The following is a 12,539-nucleotide window of genomic DNA, read 5'->3' as shown; positions in this document are numbered from 1 at the left end:
GACTCAACCTGTTGATTGCTCCATCGAAATCCATGAAGGATTCCGAAACGAACGGATGCGAAAAGCCACGTCCGGCGATACAAACGGTCGGGACGAACGTGGCAAACGGCTAGGGCGAACAGAAGACGCGCTATGCTGCGCGCGAGCGAAATTGATAGTGCTTTATGGCGAGTTTCCGGGTTCCTCTATTCGACGTGTTTAGATGTAAATCAAGCAAAGAAGCAGGCGGCGGAGGATCCCTCCGCCAACGCGCGCAACGTGGGCGTCTCCAGCGAACAACGCGACTCGGCCATGGGACAACGCGTATGAAACACGCAGCCCGATGGCGGGTCGATCGGGCTCGGAATATCGCCGGAAAGAATCTGCACGACCTTGGCGCGCTCGACCGACGGGTCCGGCACCGGCACGGCCGAAAGCAGCGCGCGCGTGTACGGATGGCGCGGCGTTTCATAGAGCGCGTGTTTGTCGGCAAGCTCCATCACGCGGCCGAGGTACATCACCATCACGCGGTCGGAGATATGGCGCACCACGGCGAGATCGTGCGCGATGAAGATCAGCGAGAGCTTCATCTCCTTCTGAAGCGACTTCAGCAAATTGACGATTTGCGCCTGGATGGAGACATCGAGCGCGGACACCGGCTCGTCGCAGATCACGAGTTTCGGCTCGACGATCAGCGCGCGCGCAATGCCGATGCGCTGACACTGCCCGCCCGAAAACTCGTGCGGATAGCGGTTGATCATCTGCTCGCGCAGACCCACCTTCGCCATCAACGCGCGCACCTTAACGTCGATCTCGTGCCGGTTCATGCCTGGCCGATGTTCGAGCAAAGGCTCCGCGATGATCTGCCCGACCGTCATGCGCGGATCGAGCGATGCCAGCGGGTCCTGAAAGATCATCTGCACGTCGCCGCGTACGCGATGCCATTCGCGCGTCGATGCTTCGCGCAATGGCGCGCCCATCCACACGATATCGCCGGCGGTCGCGGGAATGAGGTTGAGAATGGCGCGCGAGAGCGTGGACTTGCCGCAGCCCGATTCGCCGACCACGCCGAGCGTTTCGCCCGCCTTCAGATCGAAGCTCACGCCGTCGACGGCCTTGAGCGTGCGCGACGGCGCCCACGGCAAGCGCTTCTTCGACTTCACCTGAAAATGCACGCGGACATCGCGCACGGAAAGTATCGTCGGGGCCGATGCATCAGACATGGCTCGCCTCCTGGTAGCGGGTGATCATGTCTTCGGCGGAACGATGGCAGGCGCGCAGCCAGTGCACGCCATCGACCGGCCGCAACGCGGGCACGTGCTGCACGCAGTCTTCGGCGGCATGCGCGCATCGTTCGTGAAACGGGCAGCCCGCGGGCGGATGCGCCATGTTCGGCGGATTGCCCGGAATGCCGGTCAGTTCGCCGCCGCTCTTGTCGAGACGCGGCAGCGCGCGCAAGAGCCCGATGGTGTACGGATGCGACGGCTTTGCGAACAGCGTGCTCGCATCGCATTGCTCCATCACGCGGCCGCCGTACATCACCATGACCTTTTCGCAGAGACCGGCCACCACGCCGAGGTCGTGCGTGATCAACACGATCGACGTGCCGAAGTCGCGCTGCAGATCGCGCAGCAATTGCAGCACTTGCGCCTGCACGGTGACGTCGAGCGCGGTGGTCGGTTCATCGGCGAAAAGCACTTCGGGCTCGCAGAGCAGCGCCATGGCGATCATCACGCGCTGACGCATGCCGCCCGACAACTCATGCGGATATTGTCCGATACGATGCGCCGCTTCCGGGATGCGTACCGCTTCGAGCATGCCGATGGCGCGCTTTTTCGCCGCGCGGCGCGTCATGTTCTTGTGCAGTTCGAGCACTTCGGTCATCTGCCGTTCGATGCTCAGGTACGGATTGAGCGAACTCATCGGGTCCTGAAAGATCATCGAGAGACGGTTGCCGCGAATGCGGTTCAGCGCCTTGCCCGACAGCCCGAGCAAATTTTCCCCGCGATACAGCGCCTGCCCGCTTGCGCGTCCGTTCGATGCGAGCAGCCCAAGCATGGCGAGCACGCTCTGGCTCTTGCCCGAACCCGATTCGCCGACGATACCGAGCGTTTCCCCCGCTTCCAGCGTGAAGTTCACGCCGTTGACCGCGCGCACGGTGGCGTCGTTGGTCTTGAACTCGACCTGTAGATCGCTGACTTGAAGTAGCGGCATGACTCACCTGTCCTTCGGATCGAGTGCGTCGCGCAAACCGTCGCCGACGAAGTTGATGCAATAGAGCGTGATCGAAAGCAGCGCCGCCGGACACAGCAAAATCCACGGCGAGGTTTCCATCACCCCTACGCCGTCCTGAATCAGCACGCCCCAGCTCGTCATCGGTTCCTGCACGCCGAGCCCGAGAAACGACAGCACGGATTCGGTAAGAATGACGCCGGGCACCGTGACGGTGGTATAGATCGCGACGATGCCGAGCAGATTCGGCACCACATGCCGCACGATGATGCGCGAGGTCGGCACGCCGATGGCGCGCGCCGCTTCCACGTATTCCTTCGAGCGAATGGCGAGCGTCTGGCCGCGTACCACGCGCGCCATGTCCATCCACGAGAACACGGTGATGGTGAGCACGACGAGATAGAACTCGCGGCCGAGCAGCGTGACCATGAGAATGGCGATCAGCAGGTACGGAATGGCGTACATCATGTCGACGAAACGCATCATCGCGTTATCGATCTTCCCGCCGATGAATCCCGCCAGCGCGCCCCACACAATGCCGAGCGTGACCGATATCAACGTGGCGAGGGCGCCGATCACGAGCGACACGCGTCCGCCGATGAGACAGCGCACGAGCAGATCGCGCCCGGTTTCATCGGTGCCGAAGAGGTGCCAGTTTTCGAACGTGGGCGCGGCGCTCATGGCGTTCCAGTCGGCGGAATCGAACTGATTCGGCAAGAGCCACGGTCCGACTATGCAGATAAGCGTGATGACCGCGAGCAACGCGAGACTGACCGCCGCCGCCTTGTTGCGCACGAAGCGCGCGCGGGCGTCCTGCCAGGGGCTTCGGCCCGCGACGGCCTGTTCCAAGAGCGGCGCTAAAGATACGGATTTCATTGGGCGCCCTTTAGTAACGGATCTTCGGATCGAGCCACGCATAGGCGAGGTCGACCAGAAGGTTGAGCAGCACGGCCACCACCGTGACGAGCACGACGAGTCCCAGCACCAGTGTGTAATCGCGGTTGGCCGCGCCGTTCACGATCAGCTTGCCGATGCCCGGCAACGAGAACACGGACTCCGTCACGACCGCCGCCGTGATCGAGGAAATCGCGAGCGGACCGAGCACCGAGACGACTGGAATGAGCGTGGGCTTCATCGCATGGCGAAGCACGATGGTGCGCATGGGCAAGCCCTTCGCGCGCGCGGTGCGGATGTACTGCGTGTTCATCACTTCGATGAGACTCGCACGCGTCACACGGCCTACGGTGGCGACGTTGATCATCACGAGCAGCGCGATGGGCAGCACCATGTAGCGCATCTGAAAGTCGTTCCAGCCGCCCGCGGGAAGCCATTTCAGCGCAATGGCGAACACGAGGATCAGTACCGGCCCGATCACGAACGAGGGAAACGCGTTGCCCGCGTTGCTCACGAACATGAGCGCGTAATCGATCATGCTGTTGCGCCGAAGCGCCGCCGCCACGCCGAAGGCGACGCCGATAATGATGGCGAGCAGCATCGACACGCCGCCGATGGAGAGCGACACGGGCAAGGCGCGCAGCACGAGTTCGTTCACGCTCCAGTCGGCATAGCGGAACGAGGCGCCCAGGTCGCCGTGCAACAAGCTGTCGAGATACAGCAGGTACTGCTTCCACAACGGCTCGCCGAGGTGGTACTTCGCCTGCAGATTCGCGAGCACTTCGGCGGAAACCTTGCGCTCGCCGTCGAACGGACCACCGGGCGTGGCGTGCAGCAGCAAATAGCACACCGTGATCACGATGAGAAGCGTAGGCAGCGTGAGCAGCACGCGCCGCAATGTATAAGACCACATAGGTATCTCAGTGCTTGACGATGTAGAGGTCCTTGCTGCCGTAGTGATCCATCGGATTCTTGAGCGAATAGCCGCCTACGTAGCTCTTCACCAGTCGCGGCAGGCCGTATTGCAGGAGCGGCAGGAACGGATAATCCTCCATCACGAGTTTCGCCGCCTGCGTCTGCAACTGCGTGCGCTTCGCCTGATCGGTCGTCTCGCTGGCTTGCTGCGCGAGCGCGTCGGCCTTCGGATTGCAATTGAAGTTGTCGTTCTGCTCGGACTTGCACTGCACGAGCGTGAGGAACGTGGTGGCGTCGTTGTAGTCGGCGACCCAGCCATTGCGTGCGATCTGATAGTCGCCCTCGTGACGCTTCTTGACCAGAACCTTGAATTCCATCGATTCGATCTGCGTGTCGAGGCCGAGCTTGGTCTTCCATTCCGACGCCGCGAAAATCGCCATTTTCTTGTTGTAGTCGCTCGTGTTCATGGCGAAACGCAGCTTCGTGCCGGGTTTCACGCCGGCTTGTTCGAGCAGCTTCTTCGCTTCCTCGACGCGCTTGGACATCGGCCAGGCAGACCAGTCATATGCCGATACATCCGCGCCCTGCACGCCCTTGGGCATCAACCCGTACATGGGCGTCTGGCCGTCGGCGGTCACGCGCTGCGCGAGCAGATCGCGGTCGATCACCATCGACAAGGCCTTGCGCACGCGCACGTCCTTCAGGAGCGGATCGCGATTGTTGAAGCTGTAATAGCGCGTGCCGAGGATCAGCGAATTGCGAATGTCGTTCGGAAACTGCTGGCGATACTTGGCAAACGTGCCAGTCGGAATCTGATAAGTCATGTCGTTATCGCCCGACTGGAAGAGCTTCACGTCCGTGTTTTCGTCCTCGACGGGCAGATAGGTCACTTGCGTCAGCTGCACATGTTCCTTGTCCCAGTAACTCGCGTTCTTTGTCAGCACGAGCTTGCTGTTGACCTGCCAGTCCTTCAACTGAAACGCGCCGTTGCTCACGAGCTTGCCCGGCTTGGTCCAGTCTTTCCCATATTTCTCGACGCCCGCGCGATACACCGGCGCAAAGTTCTGATTCGACATCAGTTCCGGGAGGAACGGCACGAGGCCGGCGGTCTTGACTTCGATCGTATAGGCGTCGATGGCGCGCACGCCGAGCGCGCTGGCCGGCTTCTTGCCCGCGACGATCTCGGCGCCATTCAGGAGAAACGGCCCGAACACGCTCGCATAAGACGATGCCGTCTTCGGGTCGATGAAACGCTGCCAGCCGTACACGAAATCGTTTGCACTGACAGCCTCGCCATTGGACCAACGGGCGTTCTTGCGCAGATGGAAGAGCCAGGTCGTCGCGTCCTTCTGCTCCCACTTTTCGGCCACGCCCGGCACCACGGTGCCGTCCGCGTTGGCGGCGGTGAGGCTCTCGAACAGGTCGCGCGTGACGTTCGCCGCCACGACCGTTTCGACCAGCGCGGGGTCGAGCGTTTCGACTTCGGAGCCGTTATTGCGCACCAGTTCCTGCTTGGCGGCAAGCGTAACGCCCGACGGCACGATGGCAGCGTGCGCCGACGTCGTGAAGGCCAGCGCCGCGAGCATCGCGAGAGTGTATTTGGGCGTAAGTGAGGTCGTGCGCATTGCGTTTTCCTTCTTGTCTCGTTGTCTTGGTTATCGTTGCTGTTGCGCCGGTCGTTTAGTTCGGCTGCACTAAACAATTGGCTCAACGAATCATCATGGCCAGATTCGTAGAGCCCGAAGCACTGCGCCCGCGCGCCGCGGCCAACCTTTGGCTTGCGCCGGGCCTTTCATCGCGCTTCTAGGTTGGCGGCGAGTATTTCGTATCAATAAGACGGATGCCACTCACATGTCGTTATAGTGACTAAATTTTTCGAATACTCGTGCGAATTGTTGGCAAAACACACACGGCCGGCATGCGTCAAAGCGCATCGAAAAGGCAGTAAAGCATTGTTTCCTATAAGATCTGCGTCCTCGCAGTACCGAAACTGCACTACCAGAGCCGCTTGACAAAGCCGTCCCCAAAATGATTCGTTTTCGCCAGATCGAGGCATTCCGTAGCCTCATCATGACGGGCACCAGCGTCGGCGCCGCCCGCAAACTCCATGTGACGCAACCGGCCATCAGCCGCCTGATTGCCGATCTCGAAGCCGATCTTGGCTTCAGCCTCTTCAGCCGTATCGGCGGCCGTCTGAATCCAACCAACGCGGGCCTGCGCTTCTATAAGTCCGTCGAGGAAAACTTCCTCGGGCTGGAGCGCCTGAAACAGGTCGCGCAGATGATCCGCGACGAAGCCTCGGACGGCCTGACCGTCGCCTGCATGCCGGTGTTGGCCACCACGTTGTTGCCGCCCGTGCTTGCCGACTTCACGGAGCGTCATCCGGGCGTGCCGATCAAGGTGGATTCGGTGAAGGTGCCCGAGGTGCTCGTCAGCCTGCAAAATCACACCGCCGATGTTGCCTTGAGTCAGGCATTTCCCGCGGTGGCAGGCATTGAAGTCGAGACCTTGCTGAAAGCGCGTGCGCTTTGCGCGATGCCCGCGTCGCACAGGCTCGCTGCGAAGAAGATCATCCGTCCGGACGACTTGCGCGGCGAGAAGCTGATCGGCTGGCTGCCCAATGCGCGGCAGCCTTACGAGGCGGAGCAATCGCTCATTTCGGCGACCGAAGAAAGGCCCCGCTATACCGTGCTCACCGACACTGCCCACACGCGCTACGCGATGGTCGCGGGCGGTCTGGGCGTGTCGATCGTCGAGCCGTTCGCGGCCAAGGTCTGGCGCTCGCACGGCGTGGTCGTGCGGCCGTTCGAAACCGATATCGAATATGAATACGCGCTGTCGTATCCGGGCAGCGGCATTCGTTCGGATCTCGTCGCGTCGTTCAGGGATTCGGTGCGGCGCGTGGTCGAGACTTATTCGTTCGATGCGTAGCGGCTTCGTTCGAGCGTGGCGCGCGGTTCACCCGCGTTTCGATGCGTAGTGAATTCTTCGCCGCGCTCGCGCCGACAAGCGCGCTTCGTAGCTGGCGAATTCATCGCGGCGCGTCGTTCCGACGGACGCGTGCTCCACGCGAGCCGACTCGTCGCGCATATCGTAAGCGCGTCAGATGGGCGTTAAAGAATCACGCCCCGCCAAACAACGCCTCCGCCCTCCGCTGCATCTCCTCCGGCGACACATCTTCGCGGTGCGTTGCCACCCACCACACATGCCCATACGGATCGCGAATCTTGCCGCCGCGATCGCCATAGAACTGGTCTTCGACCGCGCGCAGAATGGTCGCGCCCTGGTCCACCGCGCGCTGGGCGACGGCATCGACGTCATCGACATAGAGATGCAGCATCACCGGGCTGCCCCCTATGGAGAGCGGGCCTTTCACATCCATCTCCGGAAATTCGTCGCACAGATAGACGACCTTGCCGCCGATAGACAACTCCGCATGCCCGATGCGCCCGCCCGGCTGTTCGAGCCGGTAGATCTCGGTAGCGCCAAACACCTTCGTATAGAACTCGATGGCCGTCACGCCGCCCGCCACCGCGATGTACGGGATCACGCCTTGACGGTCGGCGGGGATGGGATCGACTTGTGCGTTCATGTGCGTCTCCTGGTTTCACTTCGACGTGAGCAGATGAACATGTTGCCACTGTTTGCGGCCGGTTTGGGCGCGGCATGCGCGCCGCCCGACGCCGCCCGCGAATGCTCCGTATACTCTTGGCTGGCGCAACCTGTCCCGTTCATAAAACAACCACACTGGAGCACTCATGCACGATCTGAAAGGCAAATCGATCCTCATCACCGGCGCGAGCACGGGTATCGGCGCGGCGGCGGCGCGTGCGTTCGGCCAATACGGCGCGAATATCGCGGTGCACTACAACAGCTCGAAGGACCAAGCCGAGCAAGTCGCGAGCGACGTGCGCGCGCTGGGGGTCTCGGCCGTTACCGTGGGTGCGGACGTGCGCGATTCGAAGGCCATCGATGCCGCCGTCGCCGCGACGGTCGAAGCGTTCGGCAAGATCGACGTGCTCATCAACAACGCGGGAAGCCTCGTCAAGCGCGAGCCGATCGGCGACGTTACCGACGAGCTCTTCGACGAAGTCATGCATATCAATGCGCGCTCGGTGGTTGCATTCACGCGCGCGGCGCTGCCCTCGCTGCGTTCGGGCGGCGGCGGTTCGATCATCAACGTGACGTCAGTCGCGGCGCGCAACGGCGGCGGTCCAGGCGCGCTGCTTTATGCGGCGTCGAAAGGCTTTGTCAGCACGATCACCAAGGGCATGGCCAAGGAACTGATGGGCGATCGCATCCGCGTGAACGCCGTCGCGCCCGGCGTGATCCAGACGCCGTTTCAGGAGCGCTTCACCTCGCCGGAACAGCTCGAATCCTTCCGCAAGTCAATTCCGATGGGCTTCATAGGCGAGCCGGACGACTGCAGCGGCGCGTTCCTCTATCTCGCCTCCGAGGCGATGTCGCGCTATGTGACTGGCCAGATCATCGACGTGAACGGCGGTCAGTTGATGCCTTGAGCGCATGATGCGGCGCGTGCCATTTCTTGGCGCGCCGCGAACATGGTATAAGCGCTTACAACCCTGAAAAGCCTAAGGAGAACGCAGGAGATGCAGTCGAAAAGAGAACCGCGCTTTCGCACGCTCGCACTGAGCGCCATCGTTGCCTCGGCGCTTCTGGCGGCCGGTTTCGTCGAAACCACGCCCGCCGTTGCCAAGACCGCGGACACTCAGCCGCAAGTCCTCACCGCCTCGGCCGTGGCGGTTGCCGACAAGTTCGCCGCCGACACCGCCGAGCAAATCCTGAAGCAAGGCGGTAACGCGGTCGATGCAGCCGTCGCCATCGCCTTCACGCTCGCGGTGACTTATCCGGAAGCGGGCAATATCGGCGGCGGCGGATTCATGACGCTGTACGTGGATCATCGTCCGTACTTCCTCGACTATCGCGAACGCGCGCCGCTCACGGCCACACGCAACATGTATCTCGACGACAAGGGCGAGGTCATCAAGGGCATGAGCCTTTACGGACATCGCGCGGTCGGCGTGCCGGGCACGGTGGAAGGCATGTGGCAGGCGCAAAAGCGCTTCGGCAAGCTGAAGTGGAAGCAGGTGCTCGCGCCCGCCATCAAGTATGCGGAAAACGGCTTTCTCGTCGACGATCAACTGATTTCCCGGCGTGACGCCGCATCGAAGGATTTCGCCGGCAAGACGAATTTCGATCTCTACTTCGGCGGCATGAAGGCGGGTCAGGTATTCAAGCAGCCCGATCTCGCGGATACCTTGCAGCGCATCTCCGACAAGGGCGCCAAGGGCTTCTACGAAGGCAGAACGGCCGAGCTGATCGCCACTTCCATGGCTGGCCACGGTCTCATCACGTCGCGCGATCTGAAAGACTACAAGGCGGTCTGGCGGCAACCGATCGTCGCGAGCTGGAACGGCTATCGCGTGATCACCGCGCCGCCGCCGAGTTCGGGCGGCGTCGGCCTCGTGCAGTTGCTCAAGATGAAGGCGGACCTGAAGGACAAGTTCGAAGGCGCGCCGCTGGATTCGGCGCAGTACATTCACCTCGTCGCGGAAATCGAGAAACGCGTCTTCGCCGATCGTGCGCAATATCTCGGCGATCCCGACTTCTACAAGGTGCCGGTTGCACAACTCACCGACGACGACTACATCCTGAAACGCGCACAGGAAGTGAATCCCGACAAGCCCTCGGAGACGAAGAGCGTGCTGCCGGGCCTCGGTACATCGATGCCCGAGAAAGCGGAGACGACGCACTTTTCTGTCGTTGACAAATGGGGCAACGCGGTGTCGAACACCTACACCATCAACGGCTACTTCGGCTCGGGCGTGATCGCCGAAGGCACGGGCGTCGTGCTCAACGACGAGATGGACGACTTCGCTTCGAAGCCGGGCGTGCCGAACATGTTCGGCGTGGTCGGCAGCGACGCCAACGCCATCGAGCCGAAGAAGCGGCCGCTGTCTTCCATGACGCCGACCATCCTCACGCGTGACGACAAGGTCGCGATGGTGATCGGCACGCCGGGCGGCTCGCGCATTTTCACGTCGATCTTCCAGGTGCTCTCGAACGTCTACGACTTCAACTTGCCGCTACCTGAAGCCGTGGGCGCGACGCGTTTTCATCATCAGTTGCTGCCGCCGGACACGATCTACCAGGAGCCGTTCCATCAGCTCGATCCGGAAGTCGTGAAGCAGCTCGAAGACAAGGGCTATAAGTTCACGATGCAAGGCTTCAATGGCGACATTCAGGCTATCCGCATCAACGGCGACACGCCCGAGCCCATGTCCGACCCGCGCGGACGCGGTGTATCGCGAATCATGCAGTAATGGGTTTGTCAGGGCGTACGTGACGAAGCATTCACCCCCAACGCCGGCCTAGGCATTTGCCCTAGTCCGGCGTTTATCGTTCTGGCGGGAAGCCCCAGCCAGCTTAGGACTCTCAGAAATATAAGAATGTTGGCATGAGCGGCATGTTTTCCACGGGATTGGACCTCGCGTTGCGTTCCCATAGTCTTTGTCCTGACCGAGTGCAGCCATCAGCGGCGAGCACGAGGCTACATCCAGAACTAAATACGAGACGACCCTGACGACGGACCGCAGTGCGCTTGATTGCGCGCACGGTCGACCGTTTCAGCGTGCTGATAAAGGAGCAGCTCATGTTGGAATCCCCCGCCCAGCAGCTTGGCGACATCGACATTTCCCCTATCGAACGAGAGGACACGGCACCGACCGCGAGCGGCGGCTTTCTTGACCGCTACTTCGGCATATCGCTCGCTGGCAGCACGGAAAAGACCGAAGTGGTCGCGGGCATCACGACCTTTCTCGCGATGGTCTACTCCGTGTTCGTCGTGCCGGGCATGCTCGGCAAGGCCGGTTTCGATACCAGCGCGGTGTTCGTCGCCGTGTGCCTCACGACCGCGTTCGGCTCGCTGCTGATGGGCGTATGGGCGCGTCTGCCTATCGCGATTGGTTGCGCCATCTCGCTAACCGCATTCACCGCGTTCGGTCTCGTGCTCGGCAAAGGCCTCTCGCCTGCCATCGCACTGGGCGCCGTGTTCCTGATGGGCGTCGTTTTCACCGCGATCTCCGTGACTGGCGTGCGCTCGTGGATCTTGCGCAATCTGCCGACGGGCGTCGCGCATGGCACGGGCATCGGCATCGGCTTGTTTCTGCTGCTGATCGCGTCCAACGACGTCGGCCTGATCGTTAAAAATCCCGCGCCGGGCATGCCGGTTTCGCTGGGCGCGATCCGCGCATTTCCCGTGCTGATGTCGGTGCTCGGCCTGGCGGCGATTTTCGGGCTGGAACGCCGGCGCGTGCCGGGCGGCATTCTGCTCGTGGTGGTCGGCCTGTCGGCTATCGGCCTGATCTTCGATCCGTCCGTGCGCTTTCACGGCGTGTTTGCGCTGCCTTCGCTCGCGACGCCGGGACACGCGTCGCTCATCGGCGCGATGGACATCAAGGGCGCGCTCTCGATGGCCGTGCTGCCGAGCGTGCTCGCACTCGTGATGACCGCCGTGTTCGATGCCACCGGAACGATCCGCGCCGTCGCGGGCCAGGCGGGTCAGATCGACGCCAACGGGCGCATCGTCAACGGCGGACGCGCGCTGACGGCCGATTCGCTCAGCTCGATCTTCTCCGCATGCTTCGGTGGTGCACCGGCGGCGGCGTATATCGAATCGTCGGTGGGCGTGGCGGCGGGCGCGAAGACGGGGCTTGCGGCAACGGTCGTCGGCCTGCTCTTTCTCGCGGTGATGTTCCTTTCGCCGCTCGCCGGTCTCGTGCCCTCCTACGCGACGGCGCCTGCCTTGATGTACGTCGGCCTGCTCATGCTCGGCAACGTGAGCAAGCTGCACATGGACGATACCGTCGACTCCATGTCCGGGCTCGTATGCGCCGTGTTCATCGTGCTGTCGGCGAATATCGTCACCGGCATCATGCTTGGCTTCTGCACGCTGGTGATCGGGCGGATCGTGGCGGGCGAGTATCGCAAGCTGAACGTGGGGACGGTCGCGATCGCGATCGTGCTCGCGGTGTTCTATCTCGGCGGCTGGGCGATCTAGACGTCGCCATCCGATGCGACAACGGCGCGCTCTCCGTGAGGAGGCGCGCCGTTGTCGCTCTGGCGAGCTGCGGTACGCGCTCGCAAAAGACAAACGCCCCGGGAGCCATTCGCTTCCGGGGCGTTGCTTTGAAACTCTGACCGGGTACTGTCCGACTTACTTGGTGCGGCGATACGATTCGACGAGCATCTCGCAGTTTTGCAGATGCAATTGCAGCGCGCGATTCCACTCGCGGCGCACCGTTGCCTTCGCCGAGCGCAGGAACGAACCGAACGAAACGAACAAAGATTGTTGAGCGGTGGTTTTCATGGCGTCTCTCAGGTAAAGAATCAGGGTAACTAGCTAGGTGATAACCCTAACTATACGCTTTTCATGCTGCATTGCAACCAAATCTTAAAAAGCGTCGCTCTGGTTTGGATTTTTGCAACAGGAATTTGCT

11 protein-coding genes are annotated in these 12,539 nt (G+C 61.9%); 4 read left to right on the top strand and 7 right to left on the bottom strand.

Translation table 11 applies throughout. The annotated features are described in order from the left end of the window. Positions 1-209 precede the first annotated feature (209 nt). From oppF to LDZ28_RS16915, 5 genes are read right to left on the bottom strand one after another with little or no spacing between them, the layout of a single operon-like run. A complete protein-coding gene (gene oppF / locus LDZ28_RS16935) occupies positions 210-1,202 on the bottom strand; it encodes a murein tripeptide/oligopeptide ABC transporter ATP binding protein OppF (protein WP_244829588.1) in 993 nt (330 codons plus the stop codon). After that, positions 1,195-2,193, bottom strand: a complete 999-nt coding sequence (locus LDZ28_RS16930) for an ABC transporter ATP-binding protein (protein WP_244829587.1) — start codon at positions 2,191-2,193, stop codon at positions 1,195-1,197. Before LDZ28_RS16930 ends, oppF begins: the two co-directional genes overlap by 8 nt. Positions 2,194-2,196: 3 nt before the next feature. Beyond that, the gene (locus tag LDZ28_RS16925) at positions 2,197-3,087 is read right to left on the bottom strand and encodes an ABC transporter permease subunit (protein WP_244829574.1); all 891 of its coding nucleotides are present in this window, start codon (positions 3,085-3,087) and stop codon (positions 2,197-2,199) included. 10 nt (positions 3,088-3,097) lie between these two features. Next, positions 3,098-4,018, bottom strand: coding sequence for an oligopeptide ABC transporter permease OppB (oppB, locus tag LDZ28_RS16920; RefSeq protein WP_244829572.1), 921 nt, complete (start codon positions 4,016-4,018; stop codon positions 3,098-3,100). Between the two features lie 7 nt (positions 4,019-4,025). Next, positions 4,026-5,645, bottom strand: a complete 1,620-nt coding sequence (locus tag LDZ28_RS16915; RefSeq protein WP_244829570.1) for a peptide ABC transporter substrate-binding protein — start codon at positions 5,643-5,645, stop codon at positions 4,026-4,028. Between the two features lie 403 nt (positions 5,646-6,048). On the opposite strand from LDZ28_RS16915, the gene LDZ28_RS16910 reads away from it, so the two are divergent. Continuing rightward, positions 6,049-6,951 carry a LysR substrate-binding domain-containing protein gene (locus LDZ28_RS16910; RefSeq protein ID WP_244829568.1) on the top strand — a complete coding sequence of 301 codons (903 nt, stop codon included), beginning with the start codon at positions 6,049-6,051 and terminating at the stop codon, positions 6,949-6,951. A gap of 190 nt (positions 6,952-7,141) precedes the next feature. Here the strand turns inward: LDZ28_RS16910 and LDZ28_RS16905 are convergent, their stop codons facing one another. After that, complete coding sequence (locus LDZ28_RS16905) at positions 7,142-7,612, bottom strand: VOC family protein (RefSeq protein WP_244829566.1); 471 nt, start codon at positions 7,610-7,612, stop codon at positions 7,142-7,144. Between the two features lie 166 nt (positions 7,613-7,778). On the opposite strand from LDZ28_RS16905, the gene LDZ28_RS16900 reads away from it, so the two are divergent. The 3 genes from LDZ28_RS16900 (at position 7,779) to LDZ28_RS16890 (ending at position 12,100) form a co-directional block, all read left to right on the top strand. Beyond that, positions 7,779-8,540, top strand: a complete 762-nt coding sequence (locus LDZ28_RS16900) for an SDR family NAD(P)-dependent oxidoreductase (RefSeq protein ID WP_244829564.1) — start codon at positions 7,779-7,781, stop codon at positions 8,538-8,540. A 90-nt stretch (positions 8,541-8,630) separates the two neighbouring features. Further along, complete coding sequence (gene ggt / locus LDZ28_RS16895) at positions 8,631-10,364, top strand: gamma-glutamyltransferase (protein WP_244829563.1); 1,734 nt, start codon at positions 8,631-8,633, stop codon at positions 10,362-10,364. Between the two features lie 329 nt (positions 10,365-10,693). After that, positions 10,694-12,100 carry an NCS2 family permease gene (locus LDZ28_RS16890; RefSeq protein WP_244829561.1) on the top strand — a complete coding sequence of 469 codons (1,407 nt, stop codon included), beginning with the start codon at positions 10,694-10,696 and terminating at the stop codon, positions 12,098-12,100. Positions 12,101-12,256: 156 nt separating this feature from the next. On the opposite strand, the gene LDZ28_RS16885 is transcribed toward LDZ28_RS16890, so the two are convergent. Continuing rightward, on the bottom strand, positions 12,257-12,409 hold the full coding sequence (locus tag LDZ28_RS16885; RefSeq protein WP_244829554.1) for a hypothetical protein: 153 nt from the start codon (positions 12,407-12,409) through the stop codon (positions 12,257-12,259). Positions 12,410-12,539: the final 130 nt, after the last annotated feature.

The organism is Caballeronia sp. TF1N1 (genome assembly GCF_022878925.1).
Classification (GTDB): Bacteria; Pseudomonadota; Gammaproteobacteria; order Burkholderiales; family Burkholderiaceae; genus Caballeronia.
Note: the sequence above shows the minus strand (reverse complement) of the source record. Positions and strands in the feature narration are given on the sequence as shown.